We start from the raw sequence: 14,639 nt of genomic DNA, 5'->3' as shown, positions 1-14,639 counted from the left end.
ACCGTAGCGTTAACTGAGAACGGTTATCAAACTCATATGATGGAGCCCATGACGATCTCCGCCCTGCGCGCTCGCGGTCTCCGCGTCGAGTTCCCCGGAACGGTCGCCCTCGATCGCGTCGACCTCGACCTGCCCCCAGCGGCGCTCACCGTGATCGTCGGCCCCAACGGCGCGGGCAAGTCGACGCTGCTCGAAGTCCTCGCGGGCGCGCGCCCGCCGTCATCCGGGACGATCGAGACCGGCGACCGGTCGATCGCCTTCGTCCCCCAACGTGCCGCCGTCGCGGAACACCTCCCCCTCACCGTCCGCGATGTGGTGACCGTGGGGGCGTGGGGCCGCGTCGGCCCGTTCCGCCGCCTGGGGCGCACCCATCGAGAGGCGATCGACCAGGCGATGCGTCGGCTCGACGTGGCGCACCTGAGTCGGCGTCCGTTCTCCTCCCTGTCCGGAGGGCAGCGCCAGCGCGCGCTTCTCGCGCAGGGCCTCGCGCGCAGAGCCGACATCCTGCTGCTCGACGAGCCGACCACGGGACTCGACGCGGAGAGCGCGGAGCTGAACCGCTCGGCGATCGATGACGAGATCGGCCGAGGTGCGACCGTCGCGTGCGTCAGCCACGACGAGAGGCTGATCGCCGAGGCCGACGTCGTGGTCCGCCTCGAGGCGGGCCGACTCAGACCCGCGTACGCACCCGTTCCGTGATGCGGTGGAGGAGGGCGGCGGCGGCCTCGGCGACCTCGCGCGGCTCCAACAGCACGGCGGCTTCGACCTCGGTCGGGAAGCGGCGCAGACCGGCCCAGGGCTCCACGGTGAGGTCGATCTCGAGATAGATGTGGTTCACGCGCCGGTCGTCCGCGTCGAGTTCGCGGCGCAGCAACCCGCGGCCGATGAGGCGATCGACGAGGGTGGTGACACCTGCCGGCGTCACCCCGAGACGCGATCGCAGGTGCGACGGACGGATGCCCGGCTCGTCGCCGATGCAGCGCAGAGCCGCCGCCTCGAGCTCGCTCACACCGAGGTCGATTCGCGCCTTCGCGGCGATCTCATCTCGTGCTCCGACGTACTCGTCGAGCGCCACTGTCAACGCAGAGGACTGTGTCATTTCCGCCACTTCCCCTTCCGGCCCGGCCGGCCACACCTCCACCATAGTGAACATCTCGAATATTTTGCGTAATTAATTAAATCTGTGAAATACGTGCTACCTTAAAGATTAGCCCGCGACCCCAAGCGAAGGAGATCGTCATGGCCACGTTGTTTTACGGATCGGATCTGAACCCGATCGTTCTGCCCGATCGCCTGATGGGATACATCAAGGTGATCACCTCGACCAAGCTCCGACGCGGTGAGTCCTTCACCCTGACGTGGACGGGCACGGCCGAAGAGACCGGCCGCTCCACCATCTGGCTGCAGCCCTCGATTCCCCTGCGCTTCGTCTTCGACGCCGTCGAACCGGAGCAGCTCGTTGGGGAATACCTCCGCTCCCTCGCCGACCAGGCGAACGCCGCCTCGGGTCTCGTCATCGACACGCGCACGTGGGAGACCGCCGAACAGGCCGTCCACGCCCCCGCACGCGTCACGCGCCCCGCCGGCCGTTCCATACGCGCTGCTTGATACCATTTCGAGCCAGCCCGATGCCGCCCGACCCCGCACCGTGCATACTGTGGGGGTGCGACACATTCGCGCGAATGGATCGGAGAGGCCCGTGCCGGTACGCACTCTGCTCGACAAAGCACTGCTCGAGGCGTGGCTGACAGAATTCCGCACGCTCGGCTACCTGACGGGCAGCGACATCCGCGTCCTGGATCAGGAGGACGACACCGACCCCGACACCGGGCTGATCGTCGTCGACCTCACCGAGGCGAAGACCATCACGTACCTGCAGCCCATCACGGGCGAGGACGGCGCGTGGAAGGCGACGATGGAGGCGCGGGACGCCACCATCGAGCTCGGGGCTGTCGCCCTGGTCAACCTCGGCAACGAGGTCAACGTGCTCGGCGCACTCGTGAGCTTCCTCGAGGCGAAGTCGAAAGCACTGCTCGCCGCGAGGTGATCCGGACGTCGCATCCGGAACGAAAAAGGGCACCCGATCGGGTGCCCTTTTCTTTCTCGGTGGCGAGTGAGGGATTCGAACCCCCGAATGCAATGCAGTCTGATTTACAGTCAGATCCCTTTGGCCGCTTGGGTAACTCGCCAGGTGCGCACCCGTCCGGCTTTCTCAGTCGACCGGAGGCGCGATAGACCACTCTACTATCCCGCGAGGGATGCTCGAAACCATCCCGGTCACTCGGGCGTGCGCAGCAGGGCACCCTCGTGCCGGCAGGTCGCGGCGGCGACGTCCATGGCCCGCGAGAGCACGGCATCCCACTCCCCCGCATCCGCGGGAAGCCGGTCGCGCACGAGAGCGGCGGTCGTCGCGAGCACCGCGTCTCCTCCGCCCATCGTGTCGACGATGCGGCCGGGCAGATCCGAGATCGGGCGCGACACCGAGCTACCGGCCGCGTCGATCGCGGCCCCGCCCGCGCCGTACGTGGCGAGCACCGCACCCACACCCAGGTCGACCAGTCGCGCGCGCAGGTCGTCGAGCGGTCCGTCGTACAGCAGCTGCGCGTCGTCCTCGCCGACCTTCACGATCAGAGCCCCGGATGCCGCCCGCTCGAAGCCGCGGACGAACTCGGCACGGTCGTGCAACATGCCACTGCGCGGGTTGGGGTCGATCGCGAGGGGCGTCGAGGGCGAGGCCGTCGCCTCGACCAGCAGGGAGGTCTGCTCGGGATCGTCGAAGGGGAAGCAACTGACCACGACCATCGGCGCCGCGGCGATTGCGGCGCGTTCGGCCTCGCCGTACGCCACACGACGGTTCTGGGCTGCCTCGTTGAAGACGTACTCGGGCTCGCCGCCCGGCGAACGCGTACTCACGGCGCGCGACGAACCGTGCTCCGCGGGGCTCGCGAGCAGTTCGACATCGTGCTCGTCGAGGAAGGCGCGGATCTTCTCGCCCGGCGCATCGTCGCCGACCATGGCGATGAGGGATGCCGGCACCCCGAGCCGCGAGAGGCCCACGGCCACATTGAGCCCGGCGCCGCCGACGAACTCGCGAACGCCGGTCTCGTCGCGGATCTCGTCGATCAGCGCATCGCCGATCACGACCACCCGGCCGGTCATCGCGGGACCTCGGCGGTGTCGAGCACGCGGGCGACGAAGTCTTCGGTGCGGCGCTTGGTGCCGTCGATCTTGCGGTCGACGCTCGCGCGGATCTCGCTCGGGGCGAGCGGAGCCGCCAGGCGCACGGTCTCGTGGCACGACATGTCGGCGCAGATGTAGGTGCCGACCGTATCGCCGTGCTCGCCCGCGTCTCCGGCCTTGCGCGCGGTGAACAGCGACACCTGGTCGCCGGGCTGCATCGTGTGGCAGAGGTTGCACATCGCCGACCGCGCTCGCGACTGTCCCTCGGCCGCGCGCAGCACGATCGCGGCGGGTTCTCCGTCGGCCTCGGTCAGGATGTAGCCGCGTCCGCGCGTGCGCGGATCGCGCCACGCCAGGAAGTCGAGGTGGTCCCAGTCGGTCAGGACGAAGTCGTGCGGAAGCTCGACGACCCTCAGCTCCTCGGGGGCGGCGTTGACGAACGCAGCCCGCACCTCTTCTTCGGTGAGTGCTCGCATGGCATCCGAGTCTACGAGCGCCTCTACCCGTGTGGGTCGGACGATGTCGAGGGGGTGTCGACGCGGGGGTCGCGAATAGAATCGATCCATGGCTGATTCTTCGTTCGACATCGTCTCCAAGATCGACCGGCAGGAAGCCGACAACGCGCTCAACCAGGCGCACAAAGAGGTGGAGCAGCGGTACGACTTCAAGGGCACCGATGCGTCCATCGCCTGGAGCGGCGAGTCGATCGTCATCAAGGCGAACTCCGAGGAGCGCGCCAACGCCGTGCTCGACGTCTTCCAGACCAAGCTCATCAAGCGCGGGATCTCACTGAAGAGCCTCGAGACCGGCGAGCCCGTGCAGAGCGGCAAGGAGTACCGCATCACCTCCACGCTGAAAGAGGGCATCTCGCAAGAGAACGCCAAGAAGGTCAACAAGATCATCCGCGATGAGGGCCCCAAGGGCGTCAAGTCGCAGATCCAGGGCGACGAGCTGCGCGTGCAGTCCAAGTCGCGCGACGACCTGCAGGAAGTGCAGCGCATCCTCAAGGCCGCCGACCTCGACGTCGACCTGCAGTTCACGAACTACCGCTGAGCCCCACAGCCGGAGGGATGCCATGGCCGTCCGCGTCGATCTGAACATCTCGCTCGACGGGGTGGCCATGCCCGCTGACCCCTCGCCGGAGAATCCGATGGGCGAGGACTGGGGGCGCCTGGTCGCCGACTACATGGCGACCCGGACGTTCCGCGCGCGTGTCTTCGGCGACACCTCGGGCGCCGGGACCACCGGTATCGACGACCGGTATGCCGCGGCATACTTCGAGGGCGTCGGAGCCGAGGTCATGGGCGCGGCCATGTTCGGACTCCACTCCTTCCCCGACGATCCGGATTGGCGCGGCTGGTGGGGAGACGACCCGCCGTTCCATGTTCCGGTGATCGTGCTGACCCATCGCGAGCGCGCCCCCCTCGCCTTCGCCAACGGCACGCGTTTCGAGTTCTTCTCCGAGAGCATCACGGATGCCGTGGCCCGAGCACGCGCTCTCGCCGGCGACGCGGACGTGCGCGTGGGAGGCGGACTGTCGACCGTCCGGGCCGCTCTCGCCGCCGACCTCGTCGACCGCCTCCACGTGGCCGTCCGACCCGTGATCCTGGGCCGCGGAGGTCGGTTGTGGGACGAGCTGCGCGAGCTGGACACGCGGTACACCGTGACGAGCGAGGTCGCCGAGAGCGGCGTCGTCCACGTCACGTTCGCGCGGTGAGCACTCCCGACGGGTTGCCCCGCTGCCCCACGTGCGGTGACCCCCTGCGGTTCGAGGTGCTCGACGACGAGAGGTTCCTCGTGGCGTGGTCGTGCGTGACCTGCGGCCTCATCCGCACGACCGAGCCCGACTGAGCCCATCCGTCAGTTGATGATCTCGGCGTTCTCGTCGCGCATCGTCGTCAGCCTCTCGCGCCAGGCCGCGAGAGCCTCGGGTGTCAGGCGCGTCCAGTCGCCGCGCTCGGCGACGATCCGCAGGGGCGCCGCACTGCGGAACGACCGCGTGGGGTTGCCGGGGAACTTCTTGTCGGTCACGTTGGGATCGTCCTCGAACGCGCCCGTCGGTTCGACCTCGTAGACGCGGGGCGGCCCGTCACCCGGAATGATCTCCGCGGCCAGGCCCGCACCGTCCAGACGCGAGGTGAAGTACACGTGGTTCATGACGGCCTCGGGCCGGTAGTTCGACCGGAACCCGGGCGTGAGCAGATCGCCCACAGCGAGGTGGGCCTTCGTCCCGTGGAAGAACGGCCCGGTGTCGAGGGGTTCGACCATCGGCACGAGGGGCCGTCAGCCCTCGATGCCGTTGATCATCTGCGTGATCTCGCGCTCGGTCTCACGGCCGACGTTGCGCTGCTCGGTGCGCGAGGGCATGTCGCTGTCGTCGTCGACGGTCGGGTTCTCGAACGGCTGCTTCTTGTCCTTGTCCATCTGTCGATGGTGACACGCCGGGGTGGCCGGCGCGAGGGGCTTGCACGTCAGCGATCGCCCCGCAGGGCGGCATCCGTCCACTCCTCGCAGGTGATCTCGCCGCGCGCGACGGCCTCTTCGCGCTGGCGCAGCTCGACCCGGCGGATCTTGCCCGAAATGGTCTTGGGCAGGTCGAAGAACTCCACGCGGCGCACGCGCTGGAACGGAGCGAGCCGTTCGCGCGCGAAGCGCAGGATGTCGAGCGCGACCTCCTGACCCGCCTCACGGCCCGCGGCGAGCACGATGTACGCCTTCGGCACGGCGAGCCGCAGTTCGTCGGGGGCGGGCACGACGGCGGCCTCCATCACGGCGGGGTGCTCGATGAGCACACTCTCGAGCTCGAACGGACTGATCTTGTAGTCCGACGCCTTGAACACATCGTCGGTGCGCCCGATGTAGGTGATGCTGCCGGTCTCGTCGCGGCGCGCGACATCGCCCGTGTGGAAGAGTCCGTCGGCGAAGGCCTCGGCGTTGCGCTCGGGGTCGCCCACGTAGCCGGTCATGAGGTTCACCGGACGTTCGGTGAGGTCGATGCAGATCTCGCCCTCGTCGACGCGCTCACCGGTCACCGGGTCGACGAGCACGATCGGGCATCCGGGAAGGGGGCGTCCCATCGATCCCGGCACGAGCGGGGCGCCGGGCGTGTTCGCCACCACGGCGGTCATCTCGGTCTGCCCGTAGCCGTCGCGAATGTCGAGGCCCCACGCCCGCTGCACCGAGGCGATGACCTCGGGGTTCAGCGGCTCGCCGGCCGAGACGACCTCGCGAAGCGCACCGCGGCGCCCGGTGAGATCCGCCTGGATGAGCATGCGCCACACGGTCGGCGGCGCGCAGAAGGTCGTCACGCGGTCGTTCTCGAGCTCCGACAGCAGCCGCTCGGCCGAGAACCGCGAGTAGTTCAGGGCGAGCACGGTCGCCCCCGCGATCCAGGGGGCGAAGAACAGGCTCCACGCGTGCTTCGCCCACCCCGGCGAGCTGATGGCGAGGTGCACGTCGCCGGGCTGCAGCCCGAGCCAGTACATCGTGCTGAGGTGGCCGACCGGGTACGACGAATGCGTGTGCTCGACGAGCTTGGGCTTCGACGTGGTGCCCGAAGTGAAGTAGAGCAGGAGGCGGTCTTCGGCGGTGGTCCCCGGATGCCGGGCCGGCTCGGCATCCGTGTGGAACGCGTCGTCGTACGTCGCCCAGCCGGCGTACTCGCCGCCCACGACGATGCGGCCCAGTCCCTCGGGCAGGTCGTCGAACTTGTCGGCGTCGGCCGCTCCGACCACGACGTGCCGGATCTCGGCACGCACGATGCGGTCGGCGAGATCGACCCGGCCAAGAGCCGTGGTGGTCGGGGCGATGACCCCGCCGATCTTCATGATCGCGAGCATCGCCTCCCAGAGCTCGACGCGATTGTCGAGCATGAGCAGCACCGACTCGCCGCGACGGACACCGCGGGATGCCAGCCACGCCGCGACCTGGTCGGAGCGGCGCGCCAGCTCGTCGAAGCTGCGCTGGTGGTGGGTGCCGTCGTCGTCCACGACGATGAGCGCGGGCGCGTCATTGCCCCGCGCCATCGGGTCGAACCAGTCGATCGCCCAGTTGAACGCACCGTCGAAGGTCGGCCAGCGGAAGGACGCCGCCTGCTCGGGGTCGGTCCGCGCGGCGAGGAGTTCGTCTCGAGCGGCCCGGTAGCGCTCGGTGGCGGACGCGTCGGTGGGGATCATGGTGCTCCTTCGATCGCGTTCTACGCTATCCGTCCCACCCAGGATCCGAGCGCGTCGAAGGCCGCGGCGCGCGCGGCCGGCGCCGACAGGAACACGTCGTGCACCGCCCCTTCGATGCGCGAGATGGTGACGGTGCGGGCGATGCGGGTGGCGGCGCGCGCGATGTCGTCGACCACGAGCACCGAGTCGGTCTCGCGCATCGCGTCGCTCCATCCGAGCGTCACCGTCGATCGGGCCGACAGCAGCACCAGCGTCGGGCACCCGACATCGACCCCGGATGCCACCCGCGCATGACCCGCGATGATCGCGGCGAGCCAGCCGGGATGGGTCGGGAACCCCTGGGCCGGGCGCCACCCCTCGGGACCGTCGGGGAGGGTGCCCAGCTCGCGCTGGGCGCGCGTGTAGAAGCCGAGGTCGACGACCGGATGCGTGCCGAGCGGGTCGAAGCGAGCGCGCGCGTTCACGATCGGCGCGAGCGCCTGGCGTCCGAGCGGGCCGAGCTGCAGCTCGAGCCACGGGCTGTTGAGCACGAGGGCATCGGCGACACCCGGATGCCGCGCCGCCCACAGGGTCAGCGTGAGCCCCCCGGTGCTGTGCCCGAGCAGCAGGAGGCGCCGCCCCGCGCTCTTGGTGCCCATGGCATCCAGGGCTGCCTCGATGTCGGCGTCGTACACGTCGAGCGCCGCAACGTAGCCCGGGGTCTGACCGGGTCGCAGACTCCGGCCGTACTTGCGCAGGTCCAGGGCGCAGAATCGGGCACCGCGGTCGGTGAAGAACCGCGCGAGATCGGCCTGGAAGAAGTAGTCCGACCACCCGTGCACGTACAGCACGTCTGTCTCACGCAGTTCGCCGAACAGACGGGCACCGGGGTGGGGACGCGAGCGCACGAGGGTAGCGACGACCTCGCCCTCGGTATCGCTGCCGAGCGGCAGGGTCTGCTGTTCGAACCCGTCGCCGAGGATATCCGGATGCCACTCCCCCATCGCGCCAGCCTACGGCGGGCGCTTCGCGCACACGAGGGGCTGCCGAAGCCGCATCGAACTCCTGAGGCGCACCGCCCAGCGGACTCGACAGGGCGGTTGGCGTCGTTCTCGGCGCCATGTCTCAGGAGTTGCGCACACGCGGCCCGTAAGACGAACGCGAACCGCCCCGTCCGAAGACGGGGCGGTTCGATCGAGAGGTCTACTCGCCGCGCGAGATCGCGATCATCTCGTCGCGCGGAACCACCTTGATGCGCGCACGCTCGTGCGGCGCACCCAAGGCCATCTCGTGCTCGTCGAGGCGGTGCCAGCCCTCGAGGTCGGTCCAGCGCACGCCGCGCTGCTCGAGCAGGGCCGGGATCGCGTCTTCTTCGGGGTGCGCGGGCTGCCACCACTCACTCGCGTCGTTGATGACGTGGCGCACCGTCTCCATGGCATCCGACTTGGTGTGTCCGATGAGGCCGACGGGGCCGCGCTTGATCCAGCCGGTGGCGTAGACGCCGGGGATCCGCTCGTTCGAGTCGGCGGACAGCACCTGACCCTCGTGGTTCGGGATGACGCCGTGCTGCTCGTCGAAGGGGACGCCCGTCAGCGGCGATCCGAAGTAGCCGACCGCGCGATACAGCGCCTGGATGGGTACCTCGCGGATCTCGCCGGTGCCGACGACACCACCCTCGGCGTCGGGCTTCGTGCGCTCGTACCGGAACGCGGCGACGCGGCCCCCGGCATCCTTCACGACCTCGACGGGCTTCGCCCAGAAGTGCAGGTGCAGACGGCGCGACGCCTCTCCGCCGGCGTTGTTCACGCCCGGGCGGGTGCGCCACTGCTGCAGGACGCGGTCGATGACCTTGACCTGCTTGTTGGTCTGGATCGCGGCGAGCGACGCCTCGTCGTAGTCGAAGTCCTCGTCGTACACGACCATGTCGACGTCGCGCAGCTCGCCCAATTCGCGCAGCTCGAGCGGCGTGAACTTCACCTGCGCCGGACCGCGACGGCCGAAGACGTGCACGTCGGTGACGGGCGAGGCCTTGAGCCCCTGGTACACGTTGTCGGGCACTTCGGTGGGCAGGAGGTCGTCGGCGTGCTTGGCCAGCATGCGGGTCACGTCGAGCGCCACGTTTCCGTTGCCGATCACCGCGACCGACTCCGCCTCGAGGGGCCACTCGCGCGGCACGTCGGGGTGGCCGTCGAACCAGCTGACGAAGTCGGCGGCGCCGTAGGAGCCGTCGGCGTCGATGCCGGGGATGTCGAGGTCGGCGTCGCGGATGGCGCCGGTCGAGAAGATGACGGCGTTGTAGTGCTGCTTGAGGTCGTCGAGGGTGATGTCCTCGCCGAAGCGCACATTGCCGAAGATGCGGATGTCTCCGCGGTCGAGCACCTCGCGCAGCGCCGTGACGACGCCCTTGATGCGCGGGTGGTCGGGAGCGACACCGTAGCGGACGAGACCGTACGGCGCGGGCAGCTGCTCGAACAGGTCGATCGACACGTCGAACTGACGCTCGGACTTCAGCAGGATGTCGGCGGCGTAGATGCCGGCGGGGCCGGCTCCGACGATGGCCAGGCGCAGCTTCGTCATGGGTTCCTCTCGATCGCGATCGGGGGGGGTGGAAAGGGGGGTCAGGCCGAGCGATCGGCGACCGCGCGGGCGAAGCGCGTCAGCGCCTCGCGCACGGCGCCGTCGGGCAGCGGCGCGAGGGCGTCGATCGCCTCTTGCGACCACTGGTGCGCAAGGCGCAGCGTCTCGTGGGTGGTGTCGTGTTCGCGCAACTCGGCCAGCGGGCCGTCGAGCACCGAGGGGTCGGCTCCGGCGGCGATGCGCTGCTGGCCCTCGTCGATGCGCGCACGAAGATCGGCGGATGCCGCGTCAGAGCGGTGCCCGAGCAACAGGTACGGCATGGTGGGCACGCCCGCGCGCAGGTCGGTGCCGGGCACCTTGCCCGTCTCGGAGGGGTCGGGCGACAGGTCGATCACGTCGTCGAGCAGTTGGAAGGCCACACCGGCCTTCTCGCCGAAGACGACCATGGGCTGCTCGAACTCCTCCGGCGCACCGGAGTAGATGACCCCCGACTGCGCGGCGGCCGCGATCAGCGACCCCGTCTTGTCCGCAAGCACCTTGAGGTAGAAGTCGACGGGCTCGTCGCCCTCTTGCGGGCCCACGGTCTCGTGCATCTGGCCGAGGACGAGCCGCTCGAAGGTGTCGGCCTGCAGCTGGATCGCGCGCTCCCCGCGGCGGGCCATGAGCTGGCTGGCACGGGCGAAGAGGAGGTCGCCGGTGAGGATGGCGATGTTGTTGCCCCACACCGTCTGCGCGCTCGGCACACCGCGGCGTTTGTCGGCACCGTCCATCACGTCGTCGTGGTACAGCGAACCGAGGTGGGTCAGCTCGAGGGCCGTGGCCACCTCGACGACCTCTTTCGTCGTTCCCTGACCGAGCTGAGCGGTGAGGATCGCGAGCATGGGCCGCACCCGCTTGCCGCCGGCCTCGTAGAGGTAGCGCGCGGTGACGTCGGCGAGCTTGTCGGCGCTGCGGACCTCGCCCTCGAGCTCGGTCTCGACGCGCGCGAGACCCGCCTCGACGGTGGAGAGCAGGGTGCGCGAACGCAGGCCGGCGAAGATGCGGTCACTCAGGCCCAGCTTGCCCGACAGGCGGGTGCCGGCCGCGGGCGGTCTCGGGGTCACGGTTTCAGCCTATCCTGGCGCGCTGAGGGCCCGCCGACGGTTTTTCGACGGTTCACAGGGGTTAGGAAGCGGGGCGGATGCCGCGGTGCAGCGCGACGATGCCGAAGGTGAGGTTGCGGTAGGCCACGTCGTCCCACCCGGCATCCCTCATCCACGCGGCGAGCGTCGGCTGGTCGGGCCAATCGCGGATCGACTCGTTGAGGTAGTCGTAGGCTTCGGCGTTGGAGCTCACGGCCTTCGCGACGATCGGGAGCACGCGATCGTTGTAGAAGCGGTAGAGCCCGTTGAACGCGCGGGACGGCGGGTGCGAGAACTCGCACACCACGATGCGCCCGCCGGGGCGCGTGACGCGCCGCAACTCGCGGAGCGCCCGACGCGGGTCGATGACGTTGCGGAGCCCGAACGACATCGTCACGGCGTCGAACTCCCCGTCGGCGAAGGGGAGGTCGGTGGCGTCGGCCTGCACGAACTCGAGGTTCGGCACGTCACCGTGACGGCGACGCCCCTCTTCGATCATGCCGCGCGAGAAATCGGCGGCAACGACGTGCGCTCCACTCGGCACGAACGCCATCGACGAGGTCCCGGTACCGGCCGCCAGGTCGAGGATGCGCTCCCCCCGCTGCGGCGCGACGGCGCGCAGCGTGGCGACGCGCCAGAGACGGTCGTTGCCGAGGCTCAGCACGGAGTTGGTGCGGTCGTACGCTGCCGCCACCTGGTCGAACATGCCGCTGACGCGCTGCGGATCTTTGCCGAGGTCGGCGCGGTTGGGTTCGCTGCTCACCCGTCGAGTCTAGGCGCGTGCCGTCGAGGGGTCTTCGGGGGTTGCCAGCGCGGCGAGACGTTCGAGCCAGGGGCCCGTCACGGCGTCGGAGAACGGCGCCTCGCGCGAGAGCACCCGGCGTTCCAGGTCGAGGGCCGTCGCCTCGAGGTGCGCGACGATCTCCGCCGGGTAGCCGTACCGCACGCGGTGCTCGTCCCACTCGTCGCGGTCGTCGATCCACGTGCCGCGCTCGTCGGTGCGGCGGACGACGTCGAGATCCATGTCGATGCCGCGGGGCACGCCGTCATCGTGCCAGCGCACGTCCCATCCCAGGTCGATGTAGACGGCCACCGGGTGCGGGTCGGCGTTGTGGGTGAAGGCCCAGTCGCCCGTCGCCGGGACCAGCGTGACGTTCGGTTGACGACACACGAACTCGGCCCCCGGCCGAGCACTCCGCCATCCCACCTGCTGGCCGAACCACTCGCCCCACTCGTCGGAACCGAGGTAGACACTGTCCTGCACCCAGTGCGGCGAGCCGTCCCACTTGCGCCACTCGAACATCAGGCGGGTGCCGGGCGCGGGTCGAGGATCCATGTCCGGAGTCTAAAACGCGCGCGGACGCCCGCGTCTCGCTCGACGCCGAAGCATCCCGGTGCCGCGTCCCTCCGGCCCGCCGAACGCGGGTCTACGCTGAAAGACGTGCTGGAACCCGCGGAAGACGTCGTGCCGCGCCTGCGCGTGATCACGCGCGAGCTGCCCCCCATGGACGATGTCCTGGCGTACACGACCCCCTACGACCCCCTCTTCTGGAGTCGCCGCGGCGAGTCGCTCGCCGCCTTCGGCGACCTCCTCACCCTGCGCTACACCGGGGAGCAGCCGGGGGATGCCACCGCCTCGGAGCGCTGGCGTGCGATCGCCGCCGCCGCGGAGGTCGACGATCCCGTCCAGCTCCCGGGTACCGGCCTGGTCGCCTTCGGATCGTTCGTGTTCGACCCCCAGTCCGAGCGCGAGAACGTCCTGCGCGTCCCCGGGATGATCGTCGGCCGGCACAGCGGTCGCGCCTGGGTGACCCGCCTCGCTTTCGACGACACCCCCGACGAGCCCGAACCCGAGCTCCCGCCCCGATCCCCCTTCGGTCCGCACTGGTCCGCCACGCTCGGCCCCGGGAGGCAGACGGCGGAGAAGTACCAGGATGCCGTCCGCCAGGCCATCGAGGCCATCGGCCGTCGCGAGGTGGGAAAGGTGGTGCTGGCGCGCGACATCACCGGCACGGTTCCCGCCGGCTCCGACCTGCGTCGCCTGGTGCGCTCCCTTCTCGAGGGCTACCCGGACTGCTGGGTCTTCGCCGTCGACGGCCTGATCGGCGCAAGCCCCGAGACCCTCGTCACCGTCTCGGGCGGAACCGTCACCGCGCGCGTCCTCGCGGGCACGGTGGCGCGCGGCGGCGACGCCGACGCCGACGTCGCGGCATCCGTGGGTCTCACGCGGAGCACGAAGGACCAGGACGAGCACCGGTTCGCCGTGCAGAGTGTGCTCAAGGCCCTCGCCCCCCACACCTCGGCTCTCGCCGCCGCCGACGAACCCTTCACGCTCAAGCTTCCGAACGTCTGGCACCTCGCCACCGACGTCGAGGGCGAGCTGAGCGAGGATGCGTCTTCCCTCGACCTGCTCTCGGTCCTGCACCCCACTGCCGCCGTGGCGGGTACGCCCACCGCCGTCGCCATGGACGTCATCCGCCGCCTCGAGCCCTTCGACCGCGGCCGCTACGCCGGGGCGGTCGGCTGGACCGCCGCCTCGGGCGACGGCGAGTGGGCCATCGCCCTGCGGTGCGCGCAGATCGACCGTGCGGCCCCCTCGTCGCCCACGGCGCCGATCACGGCCTACGCCGGGGCGGGCATCGTCGCCGACAGCGTGCCGGAATCGGAGCTGCTCGAAACGCGCGTGAAGTTCCGCCCGATCGTCGAGGCACTCGCCTGACTCACGAGTTCGCGAGCCGCTCCTTCTCGACCACGACGTCGTAGTCGGCCGCGGGCCACCGCGGGTCGATGTCTTCGAGGGCGTCGATCAGCAGTTGCTGGACGGCGAGGCGGGCGTACCACTTGCGATCCGCCGGAACGACGTGCCAGGGAGCGATCGGCGTCGACGTCCGCTCGATCGCGACCTGGTACGCATCCATGTAGGCGTCCCAGAGCTTTCGCTCGTCGACGTCGGACGGGTTGTACTTCCAGTGCTTGTCGGGACGCTCGAGACGCTCGCCCAGGCGCTCGCGCTGCTCGTCCTTCGAGATGTGCAGCATGACCTTGACGACGCGGATGCCCATCTCGGCCGCCCGCGCCTCGAACGACACGATGGCGCCGTAACGGCGTTCGATCTCGTCGCGCGGGGCGAGTTCGCGCACCCGACCGATCAGCACGTCCTCGTAGTGCGACCGGTCGAAGACGCCGAGGCGTCCGGCATCGGGCAACCGCTTCTCGATGCGCCAGAGGAAGTCGTGCTCGAGCTCCTCGGCGGTGGGCTTCTTGAACGAGGCGAGCTCCACGCCCTGCGGGTCGACGGCGCCGACGACGTGCCTCACGATTCCGCCCTTGCCCGCGGTGTCCATCGCCTGGAGCACGAGGAGCACCGAACCGGTGGCGGTGCCGGCAACGCTCTGGGCGAAGAGACGCTCCTGCAGGTCCTCGAGCGGCGCACGACCCGCCTCGAGATCGGCTCGACCGTCGTTCTTGTCTCCGCCGTAGCCGGGCGTCGAGCGCGGGTCGATGTCGGCGAGGCGGAACCCGGGCTCCACCCGCAGGGCGTCGGCGGCGGGCGTGGACCAGCGGTTCTTGGAAGTCACGGGGTCATGCTGCCGCGGCATCCAGGGTC

Annotated in this window: 19 protein-coding genes and 1 tRNA gene; 7 read left to right on the top strand and 13 right to left on the bottom strand. The window is 69.8% G+C overall.

Annotated elements, in window-relative coordinates:
* Positions 1-48 precede the first annotated feature (48 nt).
* Positions 49-699 (top strand): zinc ABC transporter ATP-binding protein AztA, encoded by a 651-nt coding sequence (gene aztA / locus MTE01_RS11510; RefSeq protein WP_218026358.1) that lies wholly within the window; start codon positions 49-51, stop codon positions 697-699.
* On the opposite strand, the gene MTE01_RS11505 is transcribed toward aztA, so the two are convergent.
* Positions 671-1,099 (bottom strand): MarR family winged helix-turn-helix transcriptional regulator, encoded by a 429-nt coding sequence (locus MTE01_RS11505; protein ID WP_174799688.1) that lies wholly within the window; start codon positions 1,097-1,099, stop codon positions 671-673. The two genes, aztA and MTE01_RS11505, sit on opposite strands and share 29 nt — an antisense overlap.
* Positions 1,100-1,239: 140 nt before the next feature.
* On the opposite strand from MTE01_RS11505, the gene MTE01_RS11500 reads away from it, so the two are divergent.
* Positions 1,240-1,608 (top strand): DUF7882 family protein, encoded by a 369-nt coding sequence (locus MTE01_RS11500; protein WP_103205888.1) that lies wholly within the window; start codon positions 1,240-1,242, stop codon positions 1,606-1,608.
* 91 nt (positions 1,609-1,699) lie between these two features.
* Positions 1,700-2,047, top strand: coding sequence for a hypothetical protein (locus MTE01_RS11495; RefSeq protein WP_103205887.1), 348 nt, complete (start codon positions 1,700-1,702; stop codon positions 2,045-2,047).
* 60 nt (positions 2,048-2,107) lie between these two features.
* On the opposite strand, the gene MTE01_RS11490 is transcribed toward MTE01_RS11495, so the two are convergent.
* From MTE01_RS11490 to MTE01_RS11480, 3 genes are all read right to left on the bottom strand, one after another.
* Positions 2,108-2,189: transfer RNA gene (locus MTE01_RS11490), tRNA-Tyr, on the bottom strand.
* Between the two features lie 88 nt (positions 2,190-2,277).
* On the bottom strand, positions 2,278-3,159 hold the full coding sequence (locus tag MTE01_RS11485) for a PfkB family carbohydrate kinase (RefSeq protein WP_141377602.1): 882 nt from the start codon (positions 3,157-3,159) through the stop codon (positions 2,278-2,280).
* Positions 3,156-3,656, bottom strand: coding sequence for an FBP domain-containing protein (locus tag MTE01_RS11480; protein WP_103205885.1), 501 nt, complete (start codon positions 3,654-3,656; stop codon positions 3,156-3,158). The genes MTE01_RS11485 and MTE01_RS11480 overlap by 4 nt, the downstream gene beginning before the upstream one ends.
* Positions 3,657-3,744: 88 nt before the next feature.
* On the opposite strand from MTE01_RS11480, the gene MTE01_RS11475 reads away from it, so the two are divergent.
* Genes MTE01_RS11475 through MTE01_RS17100 form a run of 3 tightly spaced genes read left to right on the top strand, consistent with a single transcriptional unit; the run spans position 3,745 to position 5,031 of the window.
* Complete coding sequence (locus MTE01_RS11475; protein ID WP_103205884.1) at positions 3,745-4,233, top strand: YajQ family cyclic di-GMP-binding protein; 489 nt, start codon at positions 3,745-3,747, stop codon at positions 4,231-4,233.
* A gap of 22 nt (positions 4,234-4,255) precedes the next feature.
* Complete coding sequence (locus tag MTE01_RS11470; RefSeq protein WP_141377600.1) at positions 4,256-4,897, top strand: dihydrofolate reductase family protein; 642 nt, start codon at positions 4,256-4,258, stop codon at positions 4,895-4,897.
* Positions 4,894-5,031, top strand: a complete 138-nt coding sequence (locus tag MTE01_RS17100; protein WP_170210687.1) for a hypothetical protein — start codon at positions 4,894-4,896, stop codon at positions 5,029-5,031. Before MTE01_RS11470 ends, MTE01_RS17100 begins: the two co-directional genes overlap by 4 nt.
* Positions 5,032-5,040: 9 nt before the next feature.
* On the opposite strand, the gene arr is transcribed toward MTE01_RS17100, so the two are convergent.
* From arr to MTE01_RS11435, 8 genes are all read right to left on the bottom strand, one after another.
* Positions 5,041-5,448, bottom strand: a complete 408-nt coding sequence (gene arr, locus MTE01_RS11465; protein WP_141377597.1) for an NAD(+)--rifampin ADP-ribosyltransferase — start codon at positions 5,446-5,448, stop codon at positions 5,041-5,043.
* Between the two features lie 15 nt (positions 5,449-5,463).
* Complete coding sequence (locus MTE01_RS17095) at positions 5,464-5,604, bottom strand: hypothetical protein (RefSeq protein ID WP_170210686.1); 141 nt, start codon at positions 5,602-5,604, stop codon at positions 5,464-5,466.
* Between the two features lie 47 nt (positions 5,605-5,651).
* Positions 5,652-7,355, bottom strand: a complete 1,704-nt coding sequence (locus MTE01_RS11460) for an AMP-binding protein (protein ID WP_141377595.1) — start codon at positions 7,353-7,355, stop codon at positions 5,652-5,654.
* A 20-nt stretch (positions 7,356-7,375) separates the two neighbouring features.
* On the bottom strand, positions 7,376-8,338 hold the full coding sequence (locus MTE01_RS11455) for an alpha/beta hydrolase (protein WP_116239277.1): 963 nt from the start codon (positions 8,336-8,338) through the stop codon (positions 7,376-7,378).
* A 199-nt stretch (positions 8,339-8,537) separates the two neighbouring features.
* Positions 8,538-9,911 (bottom strand): FAD-dependent oxidoreductase, encoded by a 1,374-nt coding sequence (locus MTE01_RS11450; protein WP_116239278.1) that lies wholly within the window; start codon positions 9,909-9,911, stop codon positions 8,538-8,540.
* Positions 9,912-9,952: 41 nt separating this feature from the next.
* A complete protein-coding gene (locus MTE01_RS11445) occupies positions 9,953-11,014 on the bottom strand; it encodes a polyprenyl synthetase family protein (RefSeq protein ID WP_103205878.1) in 1,062 nt (353 codons plus the stop codon).
* A gap of 61 nt (positions 11,015-11,075) precedes the next feature.
* A complete protein-coding gene (locus MTE01_RS11440; protein WP_141377593.1) occupies positions 11,076-11,795 on the bottom strand; it encodes a demethylmenaquinone methyltransferase in 720 nt (239 codons plus the stop codon).
* 9 nt (positions 11,796-11,804) lie between these two features.
* The gene (locus MTE01_RS11435; protein WP_103205876.1) at positions 11,805-12,368 is read right to left on the bottom strand and encodes a DUF402 domain-containing protein; all 564 of its coding nucleotides are present in this window, start codon (positions 12,366-12,368) and stop codon (positions 11,805-11,807) included.
* A gap of 108 nt (positions 12,369-12,476) precedes the next feature.
* Between MTE01_RS11435 and MTE01_RS11430 the strand changes: the two genes are divergently transcribed.
* Entirely contained in the window at positions 12,477-13,751 is a 1,275-nt protein-coding gene (locus MTE01_RS11430) for an isochorismate synthase (RefSeq protein ID WP_498043689.1), read from the top strand.
* Between the two features lies 1 nt (position 13,752).
* Here MTE01_RS11430 and MTE01_RS11425 read toward each other — a convergent pair whose 3' ends face one another.
* On the bottom strand, positions 13,753-14,631 hold the full coding sequence (locus MTE01_RS11425; RefSeq protein ID WP_141377590.1) for a polyphosphate kinase 2 family protein: 879 nt from the start codon (positions 14,629-14,631) through the stop codon (positions 13,753-13,755).
* Positions 14,632-14,639 lie beyond the last annotated feature (8 nt).

It is taken from the genome of Microbacterium testaceum (genome assembly GCF_006539145.1).
GTDB classification, from domain to species: Bacteria; Actinomycetota; Actinomycetes; order Actinomycetales; family Microbacteriaceae; genus Microbacterium; species Microbacterium testaceum.
The sequence above is the reverse complement of the archived record's forward strand: the minus strand, read 5'-3'. Positions and strand labels throughout refer to the sequence as shown.

Excerpts from the sequence above, each read along its gene's own strand:
- aztA (WP_218026358.1), top strand. The coding sequence starts at position 49 with ATGACGATCTCCGCCCTGCGCGCTCGCGGTCTCCGCGTCGAGTTCCCC.
- MTE01_RS11505 (WP_174799688.1), bottom strand. The coding sequence starts at position 1,099 with ATGACACAGTCCTCTGCGTTGACAGTGGCGCTCGACGAGTACGTCGGA.
- MTE01_RS11500 (WP_103205888.1), top strand. The coding sequence starts at position 1,240 with ATGGCCACGTTGTTTTACGGATCGGATCTGAACCCGATCGTTCTGCCC.
- MTE01_RS11485 (WP_141377602.1), bottom strand. The coding sequence starts at position 3,159 with ATGACCGGCCGGGTGGTCGTGATCGGCGATGCGCTGATCGACGAGATC.
- MTE01_RS11480 (WP_103205885.1), bottom strand. The coding sequence starts at position 3,656 with ATGCGAGCACTCACCGAAGAAGAGGTGCGGGCTGCGTTCGTCAACGCC.
- MTE01_RS11475 (WP_103205884.1), top strand. The coding sequence starts at position 3,745 with ATGGCTGATTCTTCGTTCGACATCGTCTCCAAGATCGACCGGCAGGAA.
- MTE01_RS11470 (WP_141377600.1), top strand. The coding sequence starts at position 4,256 with ATGGCCGTCCGCGTCGATCTGAACATCTCGCTCGACGGGGTGGCCATG.
- arr (WP_141377597.1), bottom strand. The coding sequence starts at position 5,448 with ATGGTCGAACCCCTCGACACCGGGCCGTTCTTCCACGGGACGAAGGCC.
- MTE01_RS17095 (WP_170210686.1), bottom strand. The coding sequence starts at position 5,604 with ATGGACAAGGACAAGAAGCAGCCGTTCGAGAACCCGACCGTCGACGAC.
- MTE01_RS11460 (WP_141377595.1), bottom strand. The coding sequence starts at position 7,355 with ATGATCCCCACCGACGCGTCCGCCACCGAGCGCTACCGGGCCGCTCGA.
- MTE01_RS11455 (WP_116239277.1), bottom strand. The coding sequence starts at position 8,338 with ATGGGGGAGTGGCATCCGGATATCCTCGGCGACGGGTTCGAACAGCAG.
- MTE01_RS11450 (WP_116239278.1), bottom strand. The coding sequence starts at position 9,911 with ATGACGAAGCTGCGCCTGGCCATCGTCGGAGCCGGCCCCGCCGGCATC.
- MTE01_RS11435 (WP_103205876.1), bottom strand. The coding sequence starts at position 12,368 with ATGGATCCTCGACCCGCGCCCGGCACCCGCCTGATGTTCGAGTGGCGC.
- MTE01_RS11425 (WP_141377590.1), bottom strand. The coding sequence starts at position 14,631 with ATGCCGCGGCAGCATGACCCCGTGACTTCCAAGAACCGCTGGTCCACG.